This is a genomic window from Microbacterium sp. LWH7-1.2 (assembly GCF_038397755.1).
In the GTDB taxonomy this organism is placed as follows: Bacteria; Actinomycetota; Actinomycetes; order Actinomycetales; family Microbacteriaceae; genus Microbacterium.
Genome location: NZ_CP151637.1, coordinates 634,584 through 657,964, shown reverse-complemented (window position 1 = coordinate 657,964; position 23,381 = coordinate 634,584). Strand labels below are relative to the sequence as shown.

At 69.7% G+C, this 23,381-nt stretch carries 24 protein-coding genes; 3 read left to right on the top strand and 21 right to left on the bottom strand.

Annotated elements, in window-relative coordinates:
- Positions 1–114: 114 nt before the first annotated feature.
- Positions 115–1,182 (top strand): AI-2E family transporter, encoded by a 1,068-nt coding sequence (locus tag MRBLWH7_RS03120; protein WP_341999060.1) that lies wholly within the window; start codon positions 115–117, stop codon positions 1,180–1,182.
- A gap of 6 nt (positions 1,183–1,188) precedes the next feature.
- On the opposite strand, the gene MRBLWH7_RS03115 is transcribed toward MRBLWH7_RS03120, so the two are convergent.
- From MRBLWH7_RS03115 to rpsB, 9 genes are all read right to left on the bottom strand, one after another.
- Positions 1,189–1,914 carry an alpha/beta fold hydrolase gene (locus MRBLWH7_RS03115; RefSeq protein WP_341999058.1) on the bottom strand — a complete coding sequence of 242 codons (726 nt, stop codon included), beginning with the start codon at positions 1,912–1,914 and terminating at the stop codon, positions 1,189–1,191.
- Between the two features lies 1 nt (position 1,915).
- Positions 1,916–2,200, bottom strand: coding sequence for a hypothetical protein (locus tag MRBLWH7_RS03110; protein ID WP_341999056.1), 285 nt, complete (start codon positions 2,198–2,200; stop codon positions 1,916–1,918).
- Positions 2,201–2,203: 3 nt separating this feature from the next.
- Positions 2,204–2,881 (bottom strand): lytic transglycosylase domain-containing protein, encoded by a 678-nt coding sequence (locus MRBLWH7_RS03105; RefSeq protein WP_341999054.1) that lies wholly within the window; start codon positions 2,879–2,881, stop codon positions 2,204–2,206.
- 139 nt (positions 2,882–3,020) lie between these two features.
- The gene (locus MRBLWH7_RS03100) at positions 3,021–3,584 is read right to left on the bottom strand and encodes a DivIVA domain-containing protein (RefSeq protein WP_341999052.1); all 564 of its coding nucleotides are present in this window, start codon (positions 3,582–3,584) and stop codon (positions 3,021–3,023) included.
- Positions 3,581–4,624, bottom strand: coding sequence for a phosphatidate cytidylyltransferase (locus MRBLWH7_RS03095; protein WP_341999050.1), 1,044 nt, complete (start codon positions 4,622–4,624; stop codon positions 3,581–3,583). The genes MRBLWH7_RS03100 and MRBLWH7_RS03095 overlap by 4 nt, the downstream gene beginning before the upstream one ends.
- Positions 4,625–4,633: 9 nt before the next feature.
- Entirely contained in the window at positions 4,634–5,188 is a 555-nt protein-coding gene (gene frr, locus MRBLWH7_RS03090; RefSeq protein ID WP_045297881.1) for a ribosome recycling factor, read from the bottom strand.
- 52 nt (positions 5,189–5,240) lie between these two features.
- Positions 5,241–5,960, bottom strand: a complete 720-nt coding sequence (pyrH, locus tag MRBLWH7_RS03085; protein WP_341999048.1) for a UMP kinase — start codon at positions 5,958–5,960, stop codon at positions 5,241–5,243.
- An 84-nt stretch (positions 5,961–6,044) separates the two neighbouring features.
- Complete coding sequence (gene tsf, locus MRBLWH7_RS03080; protein ID WP_203579638.1) at positions 6,045–6,872, bottom strand: translation elongation factor Ts; 828 nt, start codon at positions 6,870–6,872, stop codon at positions 6,045–6,047.
- Between the two features lie 105 nt (positions 6,873–6,977).
- On the bottom strand, positions 6,978–7,874 hold the full coding sequence (gene rpsB, locus MRBLWH7_RS03075; RefSeq protein WP_341999045.1) for a 30S ribosomal protein S2: 897 nt from the start codon (positions 7,872–7,874) through the stop codon (positions 6,978–6,980).
- 335 nt (positions 7,875–8,209) lie between these two features.
- Here rpsB and MRBLWH7_RS03070 point away from each other — a divergent pair, with 335 nt between their 5' ends.
- Positions 8,210–8,782, top strand: coding sequence for a M23 family metallopeptidase (locus MRBLWH7_RS03070; RefSeq protein ID WP_341999043.1), 573 nt, complete (start codon positions 8,210–8,212; stop codon positions 8,780–8,782).
- A 6-nt stretch (positions 8,783–8,788) separates the two neighbouring features.
- Here MRBLWH7_RS03070 and MRBLWH7_RS03065 read toward each other — a convergent pair whose 3' ends face one another.
- The 9 genes from MRBLWH7_RS03065 to MRBLWH7_RS03025 all read right to left on the bottom strand — a co-directional run bounded on the left by MRBLWH7_RS03065 (position 8,789) and on the right by MRBLWH7_RS03025 (position 15,917).
- Positions 8,789–9,694 (bottom strand): tyrosine recombinase XerC, encoded by a 906-nt coding sequence (locus MRBLWH7_RS03065; protein WP_341999041.1) that lies wholly within the window; start codon positions 9,692–9,694, stop codon positions 8,789–8,791.
- A 69-nt stretch (positions 9,695–9,763) separates the two neighbouring features.
- A complete protein-coding gene (gene dprA, locus MRBLWH7_RS03060) occupies positions 9,764–10,954 on the bottom strand; it encodes a DNA-processing protein DprA (RefSeq protein WP_341999039.1) in 1,191 nt (396 codons plus the stop codon).
- Positions 10,951–12,474 carry a YifB family Mg chelatase-like AAA ATPase gene (locus tag MRBLWH7_RS03055; protein WP_341999036.1) on the bottom strand — a complete coding sequence of 508 codons (1,524 nt, stop codon included), beginning with the start codon at positions 12,472–12,474 and terminating at the stop codon, positions 10,951–10,953. Before MRBLWH7_RS03055 ends, dprA begins: the two co-directional genes overlap by 4 nt.
- Positions 12,471–12,839 (bottom strand): YraN family protein, encoded by a 369-nt coding sequence (locus MRBLWH7_RS03050; protein WP_341999034.1) that lies wholly within the window; start codon positions 12,837–12,839, stop codon positions 12,471–12,473. Before MRBLWH7_RS03050 ends, MRBLWH7_RS03055 begins: the two co-directional genes overlap by 4 nt.
- A gap of 112 nt (positions 12,840–12,951) precedes the next feature.
- Positions 12,952–13,275 carry a DUF2469 family protein gene (locus tag MRBLWH7_RS03045; RefSeq protein WP_045297888.1) on the bottom strand — a complete coding sequence of 108 codons (324 nt, stop codon included), beginning with the start codon at positions 13,273–13,275 and terminating at the stop codon, positions 12,952–12,954.
- Between the two features lie 62 nt (positions 13,276–13,337).
- The gene (locus tag MRBLWH7_RS03040) at positions 13,338–13,997 is read right to left on the bottom strand and encodes a ribonuclease HII (protein ID WP_341999030.1); all 660 of its coding nucleotides are present in this window, start codon (positions 13,995–13,997) and stop codon (positions 13,338–13,340) included.
- Positions 13,994–14,770: a signal peptidase I gene (gene lepB / locus MRBLWH7_RS03035; RefSeq protein WP_341999028.1), complete on the bottom strand. Its 777-nt coding sequence runs from the start codon at positions 14,768–14,770 to the stop codon at positions 13,994–13,996. Before lepB ends, MRBLWH7_RS03040 begins: the two co-directional genes overlap by 4 nt.
- A gap of 133 nt (positions 14,771–14,903) precedes the next feature.
- Complete coding sequence (rplS, locus tag MRBLWH7_RS03030) at positions 14,904–15,254, bottom strand: 50S ribosomal protein L19 (protein ID WP_045297891.1); 351 nt, start codon at positions 15,252–15,254, stop codon at positions 14,904–14,906.
- 168 nt (positions 15,255–15,422) lie between these two features.
- Positions 15,423–15,917, bottom strand: a complete 495-nt coding sequence (locus tag MRBLWH7_RS03025; protein ID WP_341999026.1) for an MFS transporter permease — start codon at positions 15,915–15,917, stop codon at positions 15,423–15,425.
- 118 nt (positions 15,918–16,035) lie between these two features.
- Between MRBLWH7_RS03025 and map the strand changes: the two genes are divergently transcribed.
- Positions 16,036–16,818, top strand: coding sequence for a type I methionyl aminopeptidase (map, locus tag MRBLWH7_RS03020; RefSeq protein ID WP_341999024.1), 783 nt, complete (start codon positions 16,036–16,038; stop codon positions 16,816–16,818).
- Between the two features lie 2 nt (positions 16,819–16,820).
- On the opposite strand, the gene treZ is transcribed toward map, so the two are convergent.
- Genes treZ through glgX form a run of 3 tightly spaced genes read right to left on the bottom strand, consistent with a single transcriptional unit; the run spans position 16,821 to position 23,117 of the window.
- Positions 16,821–18,554 carry a malto-oligosyltrehalose trehalohydrolase gene (gene treZ / locus MRBLWH7_RS03015; protein ID WP_341999022.1) on the bottom strand — a complete coding sequence of 578 codons (1,734 nt, stop codon included), beginning with the start codon at positions 18,552–18,554 and terminating at the stop codon, positions 16,821–16,823.
- Positions 18,551–20,893 carry a malto-oligosyltrehalose synthase gene (gene treY, locus MRBLWH7_RS03010; protein WP_341999020.1) on the bottom strand — a complete coding sequence of 781 codons (2,343 nt, stop codon included), beginning with the start codon at positions 20,891–20,893 and terminating at the stop codon, positions 18,551–18,553. Before treY ends, treZ begins: the two co-directional genes overlap by 4 nt.
- A gap of 10 nt (positions 20,894–20,903) precedes the next feature.
- Positions 20,904–23,117 carry a glycogen debranching protein GlgX gene (glgX, locus tag MRBLWH7_RS03005; protein WP_341999018.1) on the bottom strand — a complete coding sequence of 738 codons (2,214 nt, stop codon included), beginning with the start codon at positions 23,115–23,117 and terminating at the stop codon, positions 20,904–20,906.
- Positions 23,118–23,381 lie beyond the last annotated feature (264 nt).

The following is a 23,381-nucleotide window of genomic DNA, read 5'->3' as shown; positions in this document are numbered from 1 at the left end:
AGCGAACACGACCTGTGAGGCGCGTGGGAGGCGGCATTCACGGAGCTGGACGTCGCTGGTGCGTATCCTGGGCGGACGATGCATCGACGCGACGTCGATCTGAGGGGGAACTCGATGAAGCTGCACAACCCGTTCCGCACCGCGCTGCTCGCGACGCTGGGTGTCGGCCTCGGGCTGCTGCTCATCGGAAGCATCCAGAACCTCCAGACGATCCTGCTCTACGTCGGCACGGCCCTCTTCCTCTCGCTGGGCCTCGACCCGATCGTCGCGTGGCTCGAGCGCCGCAAGCTGCCGCGCTGGGCGGCGGTGCTGATCACGATCCTCGGGGTGCTCGCTGTCTTCACAGGCATCATCCTCATGGTCGTCCCGATCATCGTCCAGCAGATCGGCCAGCTCGTCACGACCATCCAGGACCTGGCCGAGAAGGGCGAGTTCGACGACCCGGTGGGCGCGATACAGGACTGGCTGCGCGCGGTATTCCCGGCGCTCAACGTCGATGAGGTGTGGGGCTACATCGAAGACTGGTACGCCTCGCTCGACGTCGGCGCGATCGGCTCCGAGGTCGGCGGCAGCATCATCGCGATCATGGGTGCGCTCATCGCGGGATTCGCCGGCGCGTTCATCGTGCTGATCCTCACGATCTATTTCACGGCGTCAACACCGAACCTGAAGCGCGCCGTCTATCAGCTGGTCCCGGCATCCAAGCGTGCCCGATTCATGGATCTCGGCGAGCAGATCACCGACTCGGTCGGCTATTACGTCATCGGCCAGGTCACGCTCGGCCTCATCAACGGCGTGCTCAGCGCGATCTTCCTCACGATCATCGAGGCGCCGTTCCCCGCGGTGCTCGCGGTGATCGCCTTCTTCTTCTCGCTCATCCCTCTCGTCGGCACGCTCACCGGCTCGATCATCATCGTGTTCACGTGCCTGGTGGTGGGTTCCCCCACGACCGCACTGATCGCCGCGATCTACTACCTGATCTACATGCAGATCGAGGCGTACGTGATCTCGCCGCGCATCATGGGGCGCGCTGTGGCGGTCCCCGGAGCGGTGGTCGTGATCGCGGCCCTCGCCGGCGGTTCCCTGCTGGGCCTCCTCGGCGCCCTGGTGGCGATCCCTGTGGCGGCCAGCATCCTGATCATCTACCGCCAGGTCGTGATCCCACGCCAGAACGAACGGTGATGACCCTCACGCTTCGGCAGCGGGTCCGTGCCACTCCAGGGGCAGCGGAAGCGCGTCGGGGTTGACGGCCGCAACGATCTCGGTCAGCACGCGCCGCGTCTGATTCTCCCCCACCCACAGATGCTTTCCGCCCTCGACCGGGATGAGGACGGCCTCGGGAACGCTCGCAAAGCGCTGGGTCGCAGCATCCGGTCGGAGGTAGTCGTCGAATTCCGGGACGAGCACGATCAGCCGACGCTCATCGCCGGCCCACGCCGCGACTTCTTCGTCGGTCGCACGATGCAGCGGCGGCGACAGAAGCACTACGCCCTCGACGCTGTGGTCGCGACCGTACTTGAGCGCCAGCTCGGTCCCGAACGACCAGCCGACGAACCACGGGCGCGGGAGTCCGCGCTCGCGCACGAAGTCCATCGCCGCCGCGACGTCGAACGCCTCGGCGCGGCCGCCGTCGAACGAGCCCTCGCTGGTGCCCCGTGTCGACGTCGTCCCGCGCGTGTTGAACCGCAGCACCGCGAGATCGGCGAGTGCAGGCAGTCGGCCCGCGGCCTTGCGGAGGATGTGCGAGTCCATGAACCCGCCGGCGGTGGGGAGCGGATGCAGCGTCACGAGCGTCGCGACCGGGTCGCGGGTTTCGGGGAGGGCGAGCTCTCCGACGAGGGTCAGCCCGTCCAGAGTCTCGAGCTCGATGTCCTCGCGGCGCGCGGGCAGCTGCATCGGTCCGCGGATCTCCATGTCAGGCCACCTTCCAGCAGTGCTGATGCCAGTGCCGGCGTGCGGCGAGGTCGGCGGCGTCGCCCAGCACACCGTCCGCACGCCACGCCACCAGATGCGCGACGCCGACCTCGATCTGGCGTCCGCATCCGGGGCACGTGTACGGCTTCTGCGCCTGCGCCGCCGAGACCGGCTGCACCGTCCACTCGACGCCGCGACGCATCTCGTTGCGCTTCCAGCCCGCCAGGAGGCGCTCGAATGAGTCGTCGCCGCTCGAGTCGTGACGGCGGCGGTTCGACCGCGGCACGGGTCAGTACCAGCCCGTGCGCTGCGAGTGGTCCCACGCACCGCACGGCGTGCCATAGCGACCACCGATGTAGCCGAGACCCCAGGTGATCTGCGTCGCGGGGTTCGTCTCCCAGTCGGCGCCGGCGGTGGCCATCTTGCTTCCGGGAAGCGCCTGCGGGATGCCGTAGGCGCCGCTGCTCGCGTTGTACGCGTTGACGCGCCAGCCCGACTCCTTCTTCCAGAGCGCGACCAGGCACGCGAACTGGTCGTCGCCCCACCCGCGCGCCAGCACCATGTCGTAGGCGATGGCCTGGGCGCTGCCCGGGTCCGGCGTCACGAACGGCGGACGCCATCCTCCCGATGAGGTCGAGGTCGATGCCTGGACGGTCGGCGTGGGCTTGGGCTTCACGTACACGGTGTAATTGCCGCGGTCGAGCGCCGCGGGCTCCGGGTCGACCGCGTCCTCGTCGCCGGCGCGCGACTGCACGTCATCGAGCCCGCTGGCGTAGAGCGAGACCCGTGACGATTCCTCGTCGGCGCTGGCCTGCGCCAGCGCGAGCCCGGTCGGACCGATATAGGCGACGACGAAGCCGAGCACCGCGAAGGCGGCGAACGCGCCGACGACTCCACGACGGCGCGACCACCGCGGGGCCGCTTTGGTGGCCGGTGAGGAGGGGACCGAAGAAGTGGATCCCGTCACGGCGACCGGCCTCGCAGACCGGGCCGCCACCTCGTGACGTCGGGCGCGTCTGGTGTGGTGCAGCTCGTTTCCAGAAGTCACAGTGTCCTGATTCTCGCACAGGCGCCCGAGAGCATGCCATCCGCGGAACCCGCGCGTCTCACTTGACGGCGAGCATCACCTCGACGACGGCATCCAGGACCGCGTCGACCTGTGTTTCGCGATACCCCCCGCGCTGCATGCGGAATGCGACCGACCGCACCTGTTCGACGGTGACCGAGTCGCCGGTCTCCAGGAAGCGCGCGAGCTTGTCGGTGACGAGGTCGACCTCCGCGATGCGGTAGCCGTAGCGCAAGGGCGAGACGCGGTCGAAACGGCGCTTGGCCGGGCGCGAGAGACGGTCGAGGACCTCCTGGGCGAGCTCGCGCGTGTGGCCGACCCACGCTTTCGCACCCGAGGCTGCCACCGCCGAGGCGCGCTCGCGAGCCGCGAAGGCATCCTCGATGCGGCCGAGAGCGGCATCGACCGACGCGATGGCGTAACCGTGCCGCACCAGCGGGAACGCGACCTGCCGGATGTCGGCCGACGTCAAGGCGTCCGTCCCGCGCTCGAACGACGCGCGTGCCCGCGCGAGGAACTCGTCGACGGGCTGCTTGTCGTAGCCCTTCTCACGTCCTCGCGCTTCGGGGAAAGATGCCCGCGCGGTCGCCTGCGATGTCGTCATGATGCCACCAGCGGAGTGAAGAGGTAGTAGAGGGTCAGCGCCGCGACGACAGACAGCAGGATCGAGTCGAGTCGATCCAGCACGCCGCCGTGCCCCGGAAGCCAGGAGCTCATGTCCTTGATCCCCAGGTCGCGCTTGATCATCGATTCTCCCAGGTCGCCGACCGTGGCCGTGGCGAGGATGAGGATGCCGAACACGGCACCCATCCACCACTGGAGACCGAGCATGAAAAGCCCGACGAGAACGCCGGCGAGGATCGCGGCGGCTCCGGCACCCGCGAACCCCTCCCACGTCTTCTTCGGGCTGATGCGGGGCGCCATGGGATGCTTGCCCATGGTCATGCCCGCGGCGTACGCGCCCGTGTCCACCGCGACGGCGACGATGATGAACGACAGGACCCACCACTCGCCGCCGTCCTTCGCCAGCAGCACGAGGGTGAGGCTTCCGAGGAAGGCGACATAGAGCTGCAGGAACGTCGCGATGAGCACGTCGCCCAGCACGAGGCCGTACACGCGGCCGTCGTGCGCTGCCATCTGACCGACCAGTCGCCACACCACGACGAACGCCAGCGCGACGAACAGCAGCACCCAGTGCAGCCAGGAATCGACGAAGTACGCCGACAGCACGACCACCGCGCCGGCGATGAGCTGCGGGATCAGATCGACCCGACGACCGCTGGCGATCAGTGCGCGCGCGAACTCGAAGAGCGCGAGCATCGCTGCGGCGACGGCGAACGGCACGAACGCCCACTTCACGAACAGCAGCGATCCGAGCAGCACGACACCGATCGCGAGGCCGATGAGCGTCGCGACGATGAGGTCGCGACCGGTGCGCTCCTTGATGCGCTCGTTCGCCTCCTCGAAATCTGCTCGCGCCTGGGCGACGTGGCCCTCCAGCTCGCTGCGCGCTGCTCGCAGATGCGACTGCAGCGCCGGGCCGGTGTCGTGGACCTCCGCAGCGCGCCGCGCCTCCCCCGCCTCGCGCCGCGTCTGGGGTGAGGAGGGCTCGTCGCTCCGCGGCGGGTCGGATGCGTCGGTCATGGGCAGACCTCAGACCTCGAGGAGTTCGGCCTCTTTGCGCTTGAGCGCCTCGTCGATGGCGTCGACGTGCGCGCGCGTGAGCGCGTCGAGCTCCTTCTCGCCGCGGGCGAGCTCGTCTTCGCCGACCTCGCCCTTCAGCGCGTCGATGTCGTCCTTCGCCTTGCGACGGATGCCGCGCACGTGGACCTTGGCGTCCTCGCCCTTGGTGCGGGTGAGCTTCACGTATTCCTTGCGGCGCTCCTCGGTGAGCTCGGGCATCGTGACGCGCACGAGGTTGCCGTCGTTCGTCGGGTTGACGCCCAGGTTCGGGATGTCGCGGATCGCCTGCTCGATCGCCTTCAGCGCCGACTTGTCGTACGGCGTGATGAGGAGCGTGCGCGCCTCGGGGTTGTTGATCGACGCGAGCTGCGCGAGCGGCGTCGGGCTGCCGTAGTAGTCGACGAGGACCTTCTGGAACAGCTGCGGGTTCGCGCGTCCGGTGCGCACCGTGGCGAAGTCCTCCTTCGCTGCCTCGACGGCGCGGTCCATGCGCACTCCGGCATCGGCCAAGACGTCCGCGATCACAGTGTCTCCTTCGCGTAGATGGGGCTGGTCAAGTCTATCGACGCGCGGCGCGTCACGCCGTGACCAGCGTGCCGATGGCCTCGCCCAGGAGAGCCTTCGTCACGTTGCCCGCAGGCTCCATGCCGAACACGCGCATGTCCATGCGGTTGTCCATGCAGAGGCTGAACGCCGTCGAGTCGACGACCTTCAGACCGCGCTGCAACGCGTCGAGGTACGTGATGCGATCGATCATGGTGGCCGAGGCATCCTTCTTCGGGTCCGCGGTGTAGACGCCGTCCACCCCGTTCTTCGCGACGAGCACCTCCTGCGCGTCGATCTCGAGCGCGCGCTGCGCGGCGACGGTGTCGGTGGAGAAGTAGGGCAGACCGGCGCCGGCGCCGAAGATGACCACGCGGCCCTTTTCCATGTGACGCTCCGCACGGCGTGGAATGTAGGGCTCGGCGACCTGCGTCATCGAGATCGCGGACTGCACACGCGTGGCGGCGCCGGCCTGCTCGAGGAAGTCCTGCAGGGCGAGGGCGTTCATGACGGTGCCGAGCATTCCCATGTAGTCGGCCCGGCCGCGGTCCATGCCGCGCTGACTCAGCTCGGCGCCGCGGAAGAAGTTGCCGCCGCCGACGACCACCGCGATCTCGACGCGGTCGACGGCTGCCGCGATCTCCTGGGCGATCTGACTGACCACGTCGGGGTTCACACCCAGCTGGCCTCCGCCGAACGCTTCGCCGGACAGCTTCAGAAGGACGCGGCGGCGCCCGGTGTTCTCGTTGATCACTGTGGTCCTCTCGTCTACGACAAACTATCGAAGGGCATGAGAAAAGGCCCGCATCGGATTGCCGATGCGGGCCTTCTCAGAAGGTCAGGCGCCGACCTTGTAACGGGCGAAGCCCGTCAGGGTCAGACCCGCGTCCTTCGCGACCTGCGCGACGGACTGCTTGTTGTCCTTCGCGTAATCCTGGTCGAGCAGCGAGACCTGCTTGAAGAACGCGTTCACGCGGCCCTCGACGATCTTCGGGAGGGCGGCCTCGGGCTTGCCCTCGTTGCGGGAGATCTCGGTGACGATCTCGCGCTCCTTCTCGACCTCGGCCTCGGGGACCTCGTCGCGCGACAGGTACGACGGGTTCGCGAACGAGATGTGCTGCGCGAGGCTGCGCGCCGTCTCGGCGTCGTCACCCGAATAGGCGAGGACGACACCGACCTGCGGCGGCAGGTCCTTGCTCGTCTTGTGGAGGTAGATCTCGAACTTGTCGCCCGATAGCGTGTTCACGCGACGCAGCTCCACCTTCTCGCCGATGATCGCGGCCTCGTCCGAGATGAGCTCGGCGACCGTCTGGCTGCCGGCGGGCGCGGCGAGTGCGGCCTCGGCCGAGTCTGCGTGCGCGGCGGCAGCGGCGTCGAGGACCTTCTCCGCGAGGGCGATGAAGCGGTCGTTCTTCGCGACGAAGTCGGTCTCCGTGTTGAGCTCGATGATGGTGACCTGACCATCGACCTCCTTGGCTGCGACCAGACCCTCGCTCGTGGAGCGGTCGGCGCGCTTGGCGTTGCCCTTCGCGCCCTTGAGGCGCAGGATCTCGACGGCCTTCTCGAGGTCGCCGTCGGCCTCCTCGAGCGCCTTCTTGGTGTCGACCATGCCCGTGCCGAGCTGCTCGCGCAGCGCCTTGATGTCGGCGATCGTGAAGTTTGCCATGGGTGGCGGCTCCTTGATGTGTGTGAGTTCTCGTCGGATGCCTCGGCGGGACCGTCCGGACCGCTCGGTCTGGTCGATCCCGCCGGGGCGGAGTGTGTGTGAGCCTTACTCGGCGGGGGTCGCCTCGGCGGCCTCTGCGACCTCGGCGGCCTCTGCAGCCTCGGCGGTCTCGGCACCAGCCTCGTCGGCGGCCGACTCGGTCGCGATGGTCTCGACCTCGGCGACGTCGGTCACGACGGGCGCGCCCTGCTCGAGCAGCTCGCGCTCCCAGTCGGCGAGGGGCTCCGCGTCCGCGGCCTCGTCGGTGGGCTGGTGGCGCTGGATCAGGCCCTCGGCGGCGGCGTCGGCGATGATGCGGGTGAGCAGGCCCACCGAGCGGATCGCGTCGTCGTTGCCCGGGATCGGGTACTGGAACTCGTCCGGGTCGGCGTTGGTGTCGAGGATGCCGATCACCGGGATGCCGAGCTTCGACGCCTCGTCGATCGCGAGGTGCTCGCGCTTGGCGTCGACCACCCAGATGGCCGAGGGGGTCTTCTGCAGGTTGCGGATACCGCCGAGCGACTTGTGGAGCTTGTCGAGCTCGCGCTTCTTGAGGAGAAGCTCCTTCTTTGTGAAGCCGCTCGCAGCCGGGTCCTCGAAGTCGAGCTCCTCAAGCTCCTTCATGCGTGCGAGACGCTTCGACACGGTCGAGAAGTTGGTGAGCAGACCACCCAGCCAGCGCTGGTTGACGTAGGGCTGGCCCACGCGGGTCGCCTGCTCGGCGATGACTTCCTGAGCCTGCTTCTTGGTGCCGACGAAGAGGATGGTGCCGCCGTGCGCGACGGTCTCCTTGACGAACTCGTACGCCTTGTCGATGTACGTCAGCGACTGCTGCAGGTCGATGATGTGGATGCCGCTGCGCTCCGTGAGGATGAAGCGCTTGACCTTCGGGTTCCACCGGCGGGTCTGGTGTCCGAAGTGGACGCCGCTGTCGAGCAGCTGGCGAATGGTGACGACGGCCATGGCCGTTCTCCTGTTCCGGCGCGTACGCGCCTGTTGCGGTTGTTCTCGCGCCGGCTCGCGGCCGGCGTGGCCTGGTACCCGGCTCAATCCCGCCCCGCGCTCGCTCGAAAGCGCTCGCAGGGACCGTCGGGGTTGGATGCCGCGCCTCACCCTTCGTCAGACTCGGGGCTTGCGGCGCTCTGGGCACGCGGAGTCACTCCGACACGCGGAGTGCGCACCCAGTGTATCAGGAGCGGCCGGACCGCTCCTCCTCCCCCGACGGCCGATCGCGACGCTTGTCCACGCGCTTCCGTCGCGTCGAGCCGGCGCTGCCTCGCGCGGGTCAGGGTGGTGTCATGTCGCAGCGCGCGTCCCTCCCACATCGCCGATTCGCCCGGCCGCCCGCACACCTCGCGGCCATCGCCGCCGTGGGTGTCGTGCTGGCTCTGTCGCCGACCGCGACGGCACACGCCGAGCTCACCGATCCGGGGCCGGTCGCAGATGGCGCAACGGTGTCGCTCGCGCGCGACTGGCGGTGGCCCGTGCATCCGTTCCGGCTGGTGCGCCCCTTCGTCGCGCCGCCCCATGTGTACGGACCGGGGCACCGGGGCGTCGACCTTCTACCGGTCGGCGAAGACGTCGTACTCGCTCCTGCCGCGGGCGTCGTCGCGTTCTCGGGTCAGGTCGCCGGACGCGGCGTGATCACCGTGGACCACGGCGACGGTCTCGTGTCGACGCTCGAGCCCATCGACTCACCCCTCCGAGCAGGAACACCGGTCGACAGGGGCGCGGCACTGGGCACGGTGTCTGCCGGCGGGCACGCCGAGGCCGGTACGGTGCACTTCGGTGTGCGCCTCGACGGCGTCTACATCAATCCGTTCGTCCTCCTGGGCGGGGTGCCGCGCGCGGTGCTGCTCCCTTGCTGCTGACGGCGATCAGGCCCGCGGGTGCGCGAGGCGGTACGACGTAGCGAGTCTCTCGCTGGAGACGTGGGTATAGATCTGCGTGGTGCCGAGACTGGCATGGCCCAGCATCTCCTGGACGGCGCGCAGGTCTGCGCCGCCGTCGAGGAGGTGGGTCGCGGCCGAGTGACGCAGGGCATGCGGTCCCACCTGGGCGCCGAGCTCCGGTCCGAGCCGGCGCGATACAAGGTCGTAGACGGCGCGCGGCCCGATCCGCCCGCCCCGGGCGCCCAGGAAGAGCGCGGGAACGGACGCGTCGTCCGCTCGTCGGGCGAGAAGCGCCGGCCGGCCGCGCACGACGTAGGCGTCGATCGCCCTGAGCGCGGGGAGCCCGAACGGTACGACCCTCTCCTTCGATCCCTTGCCCAGCACGCGGGCCGTGCGGCGGTCGTGATCAAGGTCGTCGACATCGAGCCCGCACAGCTCCGAGACGCGCACCGCTGCGCCGTAAAGAAGCTCGAGCATCGCATGGTCGCGCAGCGCGACGGGATCGCCGTCGGCGGCCGCCGACGCGAGACGATCGAGCACGTCGCTCAGCGTGTCGGCGGTGGCGACCTTGGGCAGAGTCTTCCCGCGCTTCGGGGCGACCAGCCGAAGGCTCGGGTCCGCGCCGATCGCGCCGGTCTCGGTCGCCCAGGCGAAGAAGCCTCGGACGGCTGCCGTACGCCGCGCGATCGTGGCGCGGCTGTCGCCGCGCTGGACGGCGCGCCACAGCCAATCGCGGAGGCTTTCGAGATCGACGGCCGCGAGTTCGACGTCGCCGCAAGCATCGGCCAGTCCTTCCAGATCGGACCGGTACGCCCGCACCGTGGCCGGCGAGAGGCGCCGCACCTCCGCGAGATGACGCAGATACGCCGCCGCCCCCTCCGGGATGTCCATGGTTCCAGCATGAGCCAGGCGGTTCCCTCGAGCGCCGTGCGACGCGCACTCGCGTGCGCAGTCATCCGGTCATCGCCCTCCGGACCGGAGCAGCCGCCAGCCCTCGACCCCCGACTCGACAGCTCCTTCCAGTCGCAGCAGCCCGAGGATCCCCTCGACGACGTCGGCCGCCATGCCCGCGCGGCGCGCGATGTCGCGGGCGTCCCGCCAGACGCGGGTGCTCATGGCGTCCTTCACCCGGGTCGCGTCCCCGGTGTAGGGCCCGCGCGCGACGGTGGCAGCATCCGTGCCGCCATCCAAGCCCAGCAGCTCTCGCACGTCGTCGGCGCTGGTGATGCACTGCGCCCCGTACTCGCGGATGAGCCGGTGCGTGCCCGCCGACGTCGCCGAGGTGATCTGTCCGGGCACGGCACCGAGGGGACGCGACAGGGCAGCCGCGTGGCCGGCGGTGTTCAGCGATCCGCTGCGCCACCCCGCCTCGACCACGACGGTGGCGGCCGAGAGCGCGGCGATCAACCGATTTCGCTGCAGGAAGCGCCACTTGGTGGGCGCGGAGCCGCACGCCACTTCGCTCACCACGACCCCGCGTCGGGCGACGTCGTCGATCAGCTGGGTATGGCCCGAGGGATACGCGCGGTCAGCGCCGCCCGCGAGCAGTGCGACCGTGAGGCCGCCCGCCAAGAGGGCCGCGCGGTGCGCCGAGCCATCGATGCCGTAGGCGCCGCCTGAGACGACCGCGATGCCGCTGCCCGCCAGATCGGCCGCGAGCTCCCTCGCCACGTGATCGCCGTAGTGGGTCGCGGCCCTGGCGCCGACAATGGCGACGGATGCGCGGAGGCGCGAGAGCGCCGACGCATCGCCCCGCACCCACAGACACAGCGGCGCGTGCGCTCCGAGGTCGTCGAGCTGCGCCGGCCATTCGGGATCGGCCCGCGTCACCAACCTCACGCAGCGTGCCGCCGCCGTGGTCAGGGAGTCGGCGACGGAGCCCGCCGACAGTCGCGGCAGCCAGCGCTTGCGCCCCTCCGCCGCTTCTTTGGGCGAGAGCTCGGCGAGTTCGTCGCCGGCGACGACCGCTTCCAGGCTCGCGACCGGACCGAGGGCGCCGATGATGCGCCCCGCGGCCGAGTCGCCCGGCTCGATGAGCTGGCACCAGACCGCCGTCGCATACCGCTCACGGGCCGCATCGGCGCCGTACTCGACGCCCGCGGGCGAGAGCGCGCGCCGGGCGGCGTCGGCGCCCAGATCGAACGCGATCACAGCGCGATCCCCTTCTTCAGGTAGAGCGCGCGGCCGACGTGCTCCGCCCCGAGCCGGCCGCGCCCCTCGATGTCGGCGAGCGACCACGCGACGCGCAGCACCCTGTCGTACCCGCGCAGAGTGAGCGCGCCGCGGTGCAGGGCCGCGTCGAGCGGACGTCGCACGACCGGGGACGGCGCGGCAGGGCCCTCGCGCAGCCACGTGCCGGGCACGTCGGCGTTCACTGTCCACGGCGTATCGGCGAGGCGATGGCGCGCGCGTGCCCGCGCATCGGCGACCTGCTCCCGAGCGGTCGCGGTCGAGACGGTCGGCCCCGTGCCCCGCTGCGCGACGCCGACGCGCGTCAAGGTCAGCTCGATGTCCATGCGATCCAGGAGCGGCCCCGACAGCCGGCCGAGGTAGCGACGGATCGCCGCCGGCGGGCACGTGCAGGTGCCGCCCCGGATGCCGTAGTCGCCGCACGGACAGGGGTTGGTGGCGAGAACGAGCTGGAACCGCGCGGGATACTCGGCGTGGGCGCCCGCACGGTCGATCGTGATCGCGCCGGACTCGAGCGGCTGCCGGAGCGCGTCGAGCGCGCTCGCGGCGAACTCCCCCGCCTCGTCGAGGAACAGCACGCCCTCGCTCGCACGCGCGATCGCGCCGGGACGCACCACCCGCGTGCCGCCGCCCACCAGGGCGGCCACGCTCGCACTGTGGTGCGGCGCGACGAACGGCGGGGTGCGCGACAGTTCTACGACCCGTGAACCCGCGAGGCTCCGCATCGAGGCCGCCACCAGCGCCGCACGATCGTCGAGTTCGGGGAGGATACCGGGCAGCCGCCGGGCGAGCATCGTCTTGCCCGCGCCCGGCGGTCCGCACATCAGCAGATGATGGCCGCCGGCGGCGGCGACGACCAGCGCCTCCACGGCATCGCGCTGCCCGATCACCTCAGCGAGATCGAGGGCGGGTTCGGGCGCGTCCTCATCGTCCGGCAATGCCACCGGATCGACATCGGCGACCTCGACGTCACCGCCGTGCCACGCGATCACCTGCGAGAGACTGACGGCGGCGAGCACCTCGACGCCCTCGACGAGCGCCGCCTCGGGACCGTTGGCGTGCGGCACGACGACGCGGCGATGCCCCGCCCGCCGCGCCGCGACCACCGCCGGAAGGACCCCCGGCACGGGCCGGAGTCGGCCGTCGAGCCCGAGCTCTCCGATGTGGACCGCGGACGCCACCGAGCCCGCGTCCATGGAGGTCTCGGTGGCAAGGGACGCGACCGCGATGGCGACGTCGAATCCGGACCCGTGCTTGGGCAGGCTCGCGGGCGAAAGGTTCACCGTGAGGCGTCGCCGCGTGAGCGGCGTGCCGCTGTTCGCGCAGGCGTTGTGCACGCGCTGGACCGATTCGCCGAGCGCTTTGTCGGGAAGCCCGATGATGCGGAAGTCCGGCTGCTGGTTCGAGAGGTCCGCTTCGACCTCGACGCACTCGCCCTCGGCGCCGACGAGGGCGACGGCCCACGTGCGCGCGACCTTCACGGCACCTCCACGTCGACGAGGTGCTCCAGGCGCGCCGTGCGGGGGTCGACGCCCACGATGCCGATCGCGTCGATCCGCAGCCGCCGTCCTTGGACGAGCTCGCGGTGCGCGCTCGCCCACGCGATCGTGAGTCGCCAGAGCCGGCCGCGCTTGCGTGCGTCGATCGCCTCGAACGGATGCCCGAACTCCTCGCCCCTGCGCGTCTTCACCTCGACGACGACGACCGCGGACCGGTCGCCGACCACGAGGTCGATCTCGCCGTCCCGGCATCGCCAGTTGCGGGCGAGGACGGTGAAACCCTGCGCCTCGAAGTACCGGGCGGCGCGTTCCTCGCCCGCGCGCCCGAGAACGTCTTTATCTGCCATTCCGGCATCGTCGCGCGCGCGGGCATCCGCGCGGGCGCGAGGTCGCGGCATCCGTTCAGAACTCGGTCGGAGTCCCGGAACGAGAGGCCTGGGGAGGAGGCGGCGCGCCCGCTCAGGTGTCGAGCGAGAGCTCCTCCGGCAGGTGGAAATCGCGTCGCGAGAGCTCCTCGACGTTGACGTCCTTGAACGTCAGCACTCGGACTGCCTTCACGAAGCGGTCGGCGCGGTAAATGTCCCAGACCCAGACGTCGGACATCGAGATCTCGAAGTAGAAGTCGTGCTCGGTGTCGCGGCGCACGACGTTGACCTCGTTCGCGAGGTAGAAGCGCCGCTCCGTCTCGATCACGTACTGGAACTGCGAGACGACATCGCGGTACTCGCGGTACAGAGCAAGTTCGAGCTCGCGGTCGTAGTCTTCGAAGACCTCGTCATCCATGGTGATCCCATCCTATGGGCGCGAGCGTATGCCCGGAGTCCGGGTCCGCGGGTGGCGAACGCTCAGAACAGCGTCGGTGCGTCGGCGATCGACCACGACGCGCGGTGATGCCGGCTGATGCCGTGCTCACGGATCGCTTCGCGATGGTCCGGGCTCGCGTATCCCTTGTTGCGTGCCCAGTTGTACGCGGGAAGCTCGTCATGCAGCTCCGTCATGAGGCGGTCGCGCGCGACCTTGGCGATGACGGATGCTGCGGCCGCCGATGCGCAATCGCGGTCGGCCTTGATCACCGGACGCACCGTGAGGCCCCATTCCCCGGCAGGACGGATGTAGTCGTAGTTGCCGTCGAGGATCACGATGGCGTCCTCCGGCACGACGCCGTGCGCGCGGAGGTCCGCGATCGCTCGGATCGAGGCGAGCCCGAGGGCGCGGATGATGCCGATCTCGTCGATCTCCTGGGAGCTCGCCCACCCGACGGCGCTGGCGGCGACCCACGACGCGGCGCGCGCCGCGACGTCGGCGCGTCGGAGCTCCGGCACCAGCTTCGAGTCGCGCAGGCCCTGTGGGATGCGCTTGCGCGATCGCGGGGCGTCGACGACCGCCGCGCCGACCGCGACCGGCCCCGCCAGCGCTCCTCGCCCCACCTCGTCGCACGCGATGACGAGCGTGTGCTCGCGCAGGAGCCGGCGCTCGAGCGTCAGGCGGGGCTCGGCGACGGTCACTGCCCGCCGCCCTCCGGCTCCGCGTCGGGAACCCCGGCGAACACGTCGTGGTGGAAGTCGAGGAGCCCGAAGCGGTCGAATGGCCACGTCACGAGGAACGCGCGGCCGACGAGGTTGTCGATCGGGACGAAGCCCTTGCCCGGCTGGTCGGTGTTGTATCGCGAGTCCTTCGAGCGGTAGCGGTTGTCGCCGAGCACCCAGAGACTGCCGACGGGGACCGTCACGTCGAAGGAGTCGCCCGACGCCGCGGTCTCGCCCGCGGGAAGCTTCAGGTAGACGGTCTCGTCGATCGGCACGTCGTTGACCGTGATCTGCCCGATGGCGTTGCAGCACACGACGTGGTCGCCGGGCAGGCCGATGATGCGCTTGACGAGATGGTCGTCGCTGTCGGGCGCCGCCAAGCCGACGAGAGACAGCACCCACTCCACGCCCTCGACGAGGGGCGGACGCGCGGGATCGGTGCTGGGAGGAAGCCAGCCTCCTGGATCCTGGAAGACCACGATGTCGCCGCGCTCGTAAGCGCCGAACCGCGGGGTGATCTCGTCGACGAGGATGCGGTCCTTGATGTGGAGGGTGTCCTCCATGGATCCCGAGGGGATATAGAACGACCGCACGAGGAACGTCTTGACGACGAGGGAGACGAGCACCGCGATCAAGATGATCACGACCACGTCGCGCAGGAACACCAGCCAGCCCCGACGACGCGGCTGTATGGTCGCGGCGGGCTCAGGGCCGGGCGCCGGCTCGGCCGGAGCCGACTTCTCGGTCGTCATGAGTTCCTTCGCGGGTGCCGACGGTCGCGGCGACCCCGCCTTCAAGGGTCGCACACTCCGGCCCTTCCGGAGTACGACGAAGCCCCGGACGTATATGGTCCGGGGCTTCGTGAAAAACGCTGCGGGAGGAGCGTCAGTTGCTCTCGCGCTTCTCCTTGATCTTGGCCTTCTTGCCACGGAGGTTGCGCAGGTAGTACAGCTTCGCGCGACGCACGTCACCGCGGGTCACGACCTCGATGTGGTCGATGACCGGGGAGTGCACCGGGAAGGTGCGCTCGACGCCGACCTGGAAGCTGATCTTGCGGACCGTGAAGGTCTCGCGCACGCCGTCGCCCGAGCGGCCGATGACGACGCCCTGGAAGACCTGGATACGCGAGCGGTTGCCCTCGGTGATGTTGACGTGCACCTTCACGGTGTCGCCGGCGTTGAACGCGGGGATGTCGGAGCGGAGCGAAGCCGCGTCGACGGCGTCGAGGATCTGCATGATCGTCTCTCTCTGCGGCCGCCACAGGTCGACCGCGGGAAGGATGGTAAAGGACTAGAGCGTGCCGCAGGCCTCCGGCGTGAAGCCGTCCAGCTGATTCCCCTGAGGCAGAACCGGTCAGGGCACAAAGATCTATTCTGCCATGGATGGCGCACCCGGCCAAACGCGTCAGCTCGCGGGCGGCGTCTGCTTCTCCGTGATGACGATGACCTCGCGCGGAGCCGCCTCGGGCGCGTCCGCCTGGGCCGGGATGTACGCGACCCCGTCCGAGCTGTGCAGGACGAACCGCGATGGTCGCGCCTCACTCCACAGCTGCCACAGCTCGAGCCAGAACAGGCCGACGCCGGCGAGGATCGCGACGACCATCACGGGCGCCCACCACGCTTCTGCGAAGAAGCCGAGGGAGATCACGAGGAGGTGCCAGACCGTGAAGCCCAGCACGTCCCACCAGGAGACCGCGCGGTGCGCGCGAACCGTTCCCCGGGCACGCACCAGGAGCGTGAGCAGGAGCTGCCACAGGAACACGCCCGGTATGGCGAGGAACAGCACCCACAGGAACGCCCATCCGCCGGCGTTGAACACGGCCCATCCGACGAGGAGCCACAGCGGCAGCAGGAAGGCGGCCGGTATCAGCCAGCCGAAGAATGCGCGACGCAGCCACATGCCACTGATGCTACGCCCGCGGACGACCCCGTGGTCCGCTTCCGCGTGCCGCGGAGCATCCTCCCAGCCCCGCGCCGACTGGTCAGACAGAATGGAGGGGAACGAGAGGATCCCCCACATGATCGAGTTGCGCACGCCTGCCGAGATCGAGGCGATGAAGCCCGCCGGGCGATTCGTCGCCGAGACCCTCGCGACGCTGCGCGACGAGACCAAGGTGGGTACGAACCTCCTCGCGATCGACCGTCGCGCGCACGACCTCATCCGCCGCGCCGGGGCCGAGTCCTGCTACATCGACTACCACCCGTCGTTCGGAGCCCGCCCGTTCGGGAAGGTCATCTGCACGTCCGTCAACGATGCGGTGCTGCACGGCCTCCCCTTCGACTACGCCCTGCGCGACGGCGACCTCGTCTCGCTCGACTTCGCCGTGTCGGTGGACGGCTGGGTCGCTGACTCGGCGGTCTCGTTCGTCGTCGGCACACCGCGCGACGAGGACCTCTCGCTCATCGACACCACCGAGCGCGCGCTGGCCGCCGCCATCGGCGCGGCGACGGTGGGAAATCGCATCGGCGACATCTCGGCGTCGATCGCCGCGATCGCCCACGCCGACGGCTACTCGATCAACACCGACTTCGGCGGCCACGGCGTGGGGCGGGAGATGCACGGCGATCCGCACGTCGCGAACGACGGCAAGGCAGGCCGCGGCTACCCTCTCCGCGCGGGCCTCGTCCTCGCACTGGAGCCGTGGTTCCTCGAGACGACCGACGAACTCGTCACCGACCCCGACGGCTGGACGCTCCGATCCGCCGACGGCTCCCGCGGCGCTCACTCCGAGCACACCGTCGCGATCACCGAGGACGGCCCGATCGTCCTCACCGACCGCTCGTGGCTCGGCGTCGCCTGATCTCACCGACCTCGGTCTGAGAGCACCACGGCTGACCGCGCCGGCAGCGCGGCCCTCCCGTCGACCACGTACGCGCGTGGGTCGGTGGCCAGGTGCACGTCGGGAGTCTCCGGAGCGGGAACCGTGACCGGCTCGGCGGCGAAGTTCACCAGGACCTCGGTCGTGCCACGGCGCAGCCGGAACCAACGCCGCTCCTCGTCCGCTTCGGCCGAGATGGCACGGAAGTGCGGTTCCGACAGGTCGGCGTGCGCCCGGCGGAGCTGGAGGAGGGATCGGTAGAGCGCAAGGATCCGGGCGTGGACACCGGCATCCCTCTCCACCCACTGCAACTTGGACCGCTGGAACGTCTCAGGATCCTGGGGATCGGGCACCACCGACTCGTCCCACCCCATCGCCGCGAACTCCGCCTTGCGTCCGCGCGCGGTCGCTTCGCCGAGCTCCGGTTCCGGATGGGACGTGAAGAACTGCCAGGGGGTCGACGCAGCCCACTCCTCCCCCATGAACAGCATCGGTGTGAACGGGGTGAGGACGGTGAGGACAGCGGCGATCGCGAGACCGCCCTCGTCCAGCGTCTGCGAAAGCCGGTCCCCCGCCGCGCGATTGCCGATCTGGTCGTGGTCCTGTGAGAACGTGACGAGTCGCCATGCCGGAATGCGGGGATCGATGGGATGCCCGTGGTCGCGGCCCCGGAACGACGACCAGGTGCCGTCGTGGAAGAACCCCCGCGTCGCGGCCTTGACGAGAGCGGCCAGGGGGGCGAAGTCGGCGTAGTAGCCCGCGGTCTCGCCCGTCAGCGCGACGTGCAGCGCGTGGTGGTAGTCATCGCTCCACTGCGCGGTCAGCCCGTAGCCGTCGGCCTCACGCGCAGCGATCAGCCGGGCGTCGTTCATGTCGGACTCCGCGATGAGAGTGAGCGGCCTCCCGAGATGCGCGCTGAGCGCGTCGACCGCCTCGGCCAGCTCCTGGAGGATGTGGACGGGCGAGCGGTCCTGGAGCGCGTGGACGGCATCGAGGCGAAGTCCATCGACGTGATGGTCGCGGAGCCACATCAGCGCGTTCTCGACGATGAAACGACGCACCTCGGGCTCGTCGAGGTCGACGGACGAGCCCCAGGTGTTCGACTCGGCGTCACGCAGGTACGGACCGAACTCGGGCAGATAGTTCCCGCTCGGGCCGAGGTGGTTGTAGACGACGTCCTGGATGACGCCGATGCCGTGGGCATGGCAGGCGTCGACGAAGCGCTGGTACGCGGCGGGCCCGCCGTAGGGCTCGTGCACGGCGTACCAGAGCACGCCGTCGTAGCCCCAGTTGTGTCCGCCGTTGAAGCCGTTCACCGGCAGCAGCTCCACGAAGTCGATGCCCAGCTCCACGAGGTGCCCGAGCCGATCGATCGCAGCATCCAGCGTCCCCTCCGGTGTGAAGGTGCCGACGTGCAGCTCATAGACGACTCCGCCCGCGAGCTGGCGTCCCGTCCAGGCCGCGTCCGCCCACTCGTGCGCCGCGGGATCGAAGACGACACTGAGTTCGTGGACGCCACGCGGCTGCCTGCGCGAGCGCGGATCCGGGCGGGCATGGTCTGCGCCGTCGAGGACGAACCCGTACTCGTCTCCGTCCTGGAGGTCGGTCTCGGCGCGCCACCATCCGCCCTCGAGGCGTGTCATCGTACGGTCGTCAGCGTGGCCGGCGACGCGGAGCGCCACACTGCCGGCGCGCGGCGCCCACACCTCGGGGGTCACGGGAGCTCCCCCGCCACGAGGAGAGCGACCGGATAGAGGTCCAGCAGTTCCGCCAGCAGGACGTGGCCGGAGTACACGCGTCCCGTCAGCACGTCGGTCGTGGGCCCCGCATGGCGCAGCAGCATCGTGTCTCCCCAGGGTGAACCAGTGCCCTCGCCCCGCGCCGCCAAGCCGACAGGCAGCCGTGTGGCCACCGCCACCGCACCGCCACGATCGACGGCGATCGCATGATCCGCCGCGGCGCCGACGACCGTCATGGCCGTGTACCGGGTGAAGAGCTCGGGCCGGTCTCGGCGCAGCCGCAGGGCGCGGGCGGTGACGAGCAGCTTCGCCGCGCCGGTTCGGTCGACGACAGGCTGATCTCCCGCCTCGATGAGCGACAGGAGGCGCCGGCGCTCATCGAAGTCCACGGTGCGACGATTGTCGGGATCGACCAGGCTCTGCTCCCAGAGCTCGCTCCCCTGGTAGACGTCAGGCACGCCGGGTCCCGTGAGCTGCAGCAGCTTGGCCGAAAGGGAGTTCGACCATCCGGCGCCCTCGATCTCCGACACGAACGACTCCAGCCGCCGAGCGACGTCGGGGTCGTCGAAGGCGCCGTCGACCACCGCGTGCACGCGACGCTCGAACCGCACGTCCGGAGCGAGCCACGACGTCGCCTCGGCGGCCTCCCGTGCAGCCTTCTCGGCGTATGCGTGCAGGCGCTCCCGCGAGGCCGGCCAGGCGCCCACGATCGCCTGCCACAGCAGCGCGTCGAAGGGACCGTGGCCGGTGGTGGCAGCATCCGTCAGCTCTTCGAGGACCTGCGTCCAACGGGCCGGGATCTCCGCCAGCACCGCGAGCCGCGCGCGCACGTCCTCCCCCCGCTTGGTGTCGTGGGTCGACAGCGTCGTCATGGAATGGGGCCATGCTGCGTGCCGCGCCGCCTGCGCAGCGTGGAAGCGGTCGACCGGCAGCGCGAACACGGAAGGATCGGCCCCCACTTCGGTCAGTGTCCCGAGGCGCGTCGCGCGGTAGAACGCGGTGTCCTCGACGCCTTTGGCCATCACCATGCCGCTCGTCTGCTGAAAGCGCAGGGCGGCAGGATGCTGCGGATCGGCAAGGGCCGGCAGAACAGCGTCGATCGCACCGGCCAGATCCGGACGGTGCGCCCGTGCCGCCGCAGCCGCCTCGTCGAGGTGCCCGCGTCCGGCGGGCAGGTACGAACGGTACACGGGGAAGCGTGCCAGCAGCTCGACGAGCGCGTCCTGCGTGGCGGGGTCGTCCGGCGCACCCAGGTCGCGCGCGAGCCGGCGCACCTCTGAGCGCAGGATGCCCTCGCCGATGGCGCGCTTGGTGCCGGCTATCACTTCCGCCCACGGGAACGCAGCCGGCAGATCGGATGCCTTGCGCAGCCGCTCGTCGAGCGTGTCCAGTCCCGGCTCGCCGGACGGATCCACCAGAACGCGGTCGATGTCGGCCAGCGTCTCGTAGCCCGTCGTGCCGTCGGCGGCGAAGAACTGCGGGAGCGCCTCGCCGTGCTCGAGGATCTTCTCGACCACCACGTATGCGCCGCCCGTGAGCTCCTGCAGCCGCTCGAGGTAGTCGACGGGGGCGCGCAGGCCGTCCGGATGGTCGACTCGCAGGCCGTCCACCAGCCCCTCGGCGAACCAGCTGCCGACCTCCCCATGGGTCTCGTCGAACACCGCGCGATCTTCGACCCGCACCGCTGCCAGGCTCGACACCCCGAAGAAGCGGCGGTAGTTCAAGTCGTCCGCCTCTCTCCGCCAGTCCATGAGCTCGTAATGCTGTCGATCGTGCACATCCAGCACATCGTCACCGACGGCGGCACTGCCCGGCGCGAGCGGGTACCGGTGGTCGTAGTAGTGGAGCTCGCCGCCCTCGACGCGCAGCGCTCCCGAGGAGGCGGCGGCACCGACATCCTCGCCGAGGACCGGGAGGCGCACCCTGCCGCCGCCGAACGCCCAGTCGATGTCGAATGCGGCCGCGTGACGCGACGCGGGCCCGTGGGTGAGGACATCCCACCACCAGGCGTTCTCCTCGGCGCGCGCGACGCCGACATGGTTCGGGACGATGTCGACGAGGATGCCGAGCCCCGCGTCGTGGAAGACACGCGAAGCGCGCTCGAGCGCGCCGCGGCCACCCCGAGCCGGGTCGACGGTGGTGGGGTCCACGACGTCGTAGCCGTGGTCCGAGCCCTCCGATGCCGTGAGGATGGGCGAGAAGTACACCCAGTCCGCCCCGAGATCGGTCAGGTACTGCTGCAGGGCAGCGGCGTCGTCGAGGGTGAACGACGGTCGGATCTGGAGGCGGTACGTGGATCTCGGTCGAGGCGTCGGCACGGCGGTCCTCTCAGCGGGAGAGCTCGGGACGGGGGGCGGCGCCCGGGACCTCGTCGATGCCGGCGACACTCGTCACGGCCAGCGACGCGGCGACCGAGTGATCGATCTCGGGCTCCGGCAGCTCATGCTCGCGGAGCACCATGAGGGAACGCCCCGGCACCGACAGCGTGGAGCCGGGCTCCACCGGCGCGGTGTTCGCGTGCAGGCCGGCGGTGTCGACGATGACATCCCATTCAGGGCTGAACTCCACGTCGGGGATGACGAAGTCGACCACATCGTCGCCCGCGTTGAACAGCACGATGAAATGGTCGTCGGCGATCGGGTCTCCGCGGCGATCCCGCTCCCGGATGCCGTCGCCGTTGAGGAACACGGCCACCGCGCGCCCGAAGCCCGAGTCCCAGTCCTCGGGCTGCATCTGCGACCCGTCCGGACGCGCCCAGGCGATGTCCGGGATGGGCGCGCCCTCCTCGCGGCGCACAGGACGGCCGTCGAAGAAGCGACGCCGGCGGAAGGTCGGGTGCTCGCGGCGCAGGCGTGCCAAGGCGGCCGTGAACTCGACCAGCGGCTGATCGGGGGCCGACCAGTCCACCCACGTGATCTCGTTGTCCTGTGCGTAGCCGTTGTTGTTCCCCTGTTGCGTGCGGCCGAGCTCGTCGCCGTGCAGCAGCATCGGCACTCCCTGCGACAGCAGCAGCGTTGCGATGAAGTTGCGCTGTTGGCGCGCGCGGAGCGCCAGGACGTCCGGGTCGTCCGTCGGTCCTTCGACGCCGCCGTTCCACGAACGGTTGTCGTCGGCACCGTCGCGGTTGTCTTCCCCGTTGGCCTCGTTGTGCTTCTCGTTGTACGAGACGAGATCGCGCAGGGTGAACCCGTCGTGCGCCGTGACGAAGTTGATGGATGCGACGGGACGCCGGCCGGAGTGCTCATACAGATCGGACGAGCCGGTGAGCCGCGAGGCGAACTCCCCCAGCGTCGCCGGTTCACCCCGCCAGAAGTCGCGCACGGTGTCGCGATACTTGCCGTTCCACTCGGTCCACTGCGGGGGGAAGTTGCCGACCTGGTAGCCGCCCGGCCCGACGTCCCACGGCTCCGCGATGAGCTTCACCTGCGACACCACCGGGTCCTGCTGCACGAGTTCGAAGAACGCCGCCAGTCGGTCGACCTCGTAGAACTCGCGCGCGAGCGTCGATGCGAGGTCGAACCGGAAGCCGTCGACATGCATCTCGAGCACCCAATAGCGCAGCGAGTCCATGATGAGCTGCAACGTGTGCGGGTTGCCGACGTTGAGGCTGTTCCCGGTGCCGGTGTAGTCCGTGTAGTAGCGCTTGTCGTCGTCTTCCAGCCGGTAGTAGGCCTCGTTGTCGATGCCGCGCATCGACAGGGTGGGTCCCAGATGGTTCCCTTCGGCCGTGTGGTTGTACACGACGTCGAGGATCACCTCGATTCCGGCGGCGTGGAGCGCCTTGACCATCGCCTTGAACTCCTGCACCTGCTGGCCGCGCTGTCCGCTCGACGAATAGGTGTTCTGAGGGGCGAGGAAGGCGATCGTGTTGTAGCCCCAGTAGTTCGAGAGTCCCTTCTCCTCGAGCACCGAGTCGTCGACGAACTGGTGCACCGGCATCAGCTCGATCGCCGTCACGCCGAGCTTCTGGAGGTGCTCGATGATGGCGGGGTGCGCGATGGCGCTGTACGTCCCGCGGATGTCCTCCGGGATGGACGGATGCAGCTGGGTGAGCCCTCGGACGTGCGCCTCATAGATGAAGGACTCCGCATACGGCGTCTTCGGCTGCCGGTCTCCGCTCCAGTCGAAGTACGGGTTCACGACGACGCCCATCATCTGCTGCGCGGCGGAGTCCTCGTCATTGCGTGAGTCAGGATCGCCGAAGTCATAGCCGAAGACGGACTGGCCCCACTGGATCTGCCCCTCGACGGCTTTGGCATACGGGTCGAGGAGGAGCTTGTTCGGGTTGAATCTCTTGCCCTGCGAGGGGTCGTAGTCGCCGTGGACGCGATAGCCGTAGCGCTGGCCGGGCTGCACGGACGGAACGTATCCGTGGTGGACGAAGGCGTCCACATCGACGAGCTCGACGCGGGTCTCGCCGCCGTCCTCGTCGAACAGGCACAGCTCGACGCGTTCGGCCCCCTCGCTGTACAGAGCGAAGTTGGTGCCGCTTCCATCGAAGGTCGCACCAAGCGGGTAGGGGGATCCGGGCCAGATCTGCATTCACGCTCCATTTCGGCGGGGCCTTCACCCTAGCGGGAGACGGTGACAGGCCTCCCGGGGTGGCGCGTGCGGCATCGACACGGTAAGCGCCCGCTTCTCACAACGCTGCGCAGAACGGTGTGAGAGAAACGTTCGCTCGGGGTAATCGCCGCCCACGGGAGGTGAAACACCGCCCTCGTAGCGTCAGCGTGACCGAGACGTCCGCCACAGAGGAGGAGCCATGGCCCACCGCGACCGTGTCAACAGCCGGAAACATGACGCTGA

Coding starts and splice junctions, on each gene's coding strand:
- rpsB (WP_341999045.1), bottom strand. CDS start 7,874: ATGGCCGTCGTCACCATTCGCCAGCTGCTCGACAGCGGCGTCCACTTC.
- MRBLWH7_RS03100 (WP_341999052.1), bottom strand. CDS start 3,584: ATGACGACATCGCAGGCGACCGCGCGGGCATCTTTCCCCGAAGCGCGA.
- glgX (WP_341999018.1), bottom strand. CDS start 23,117: ATGCAGATCTGGCCCGGATCCCCCTACCCGCTTGGTGCGACCTTCGAT.
- lepB (WP_341999028.1), bottom strand. CDS start 14,770: ATGACGACCGAGAAGTCGGCTCCGGCCGAGCCGGCGCCCGGCCCTGAG.
- MRBLWH7_RS03065 (WP_341999041.1), bottom strand. CDS start 9,694: ATGGACATCCCGGAGGGGGCGGCGGCGTATCTGCGTCATCTCGCGGAG.
- MRBLWH7_RS03070 (WP_341999043.1), top strand. CDS start 8,210: ATGTCGCAGCGCGCGTCCCTCCCACATCGCCGATTCGCCCGGCCGCCC.
- map (WP_341999024.1), top strand. CDS start 16,036: ATGATCGAGTTGCGCACGCCTGCCGAGATCGAGGCGATGAAGCCCGCC.
- MRBLWH7_RS03095 (WP_341999050.1), bottom strand. CDS start 4,624: ATGACCGACGCATCCGACCCGCCGCGGAGCGACGAGCCCTCCTCACCC.
- MRBLWH7_RS03120 (WP_341999060.1), top strand. CDS start 115: ATGAAGCTGCACAACCCGTTCCGCACCGCGCTGCTCGCGACGCTGGGT.
- MRBLWH7_RS03045 (WP_045297888.1), bottom strand. CDS start 13,275: ATGGATGACGAGGTCTTCGAAGACTACGACCGCGAGCTCGAACTTGCT.
- MRBLWH7_RS03025 (WP_341999026.1), bottom strand. CDS start 15,917: ATGTGGCTGCGTCGCGCATTCTTCGGCTGGCTGATACCGGCCGCCTTC.
- MRBLWH7_RS03050 (WP_341999034.1), bottom strand. CDS start 12,839: ATGGCAGATAAAGACGTTCTCGGGCGCGCGGGCGAGGAACGCGCCGCC.
- tsf (WP_203579638.1), bottom strand. CDS start 6,872: ATGGCAAACTTCACGATCGCCGACATCAAGGCGCTGCGCGAGCAGCTC.
- MRBLWH7_RS03115 (WP_341999058.1), bottom strand. CDS start 1,914: ATGGAGATCCGCGGACCGATGCAGCTGCCCGCGCGCCGCGAGGACATC.
- rplS (WP_045297891.1), bottom strand. CDS start 15,254: ATGCAGATCCTCGACGCCGTCGACGCGGCTTCGCTCCGCTCCGACATC.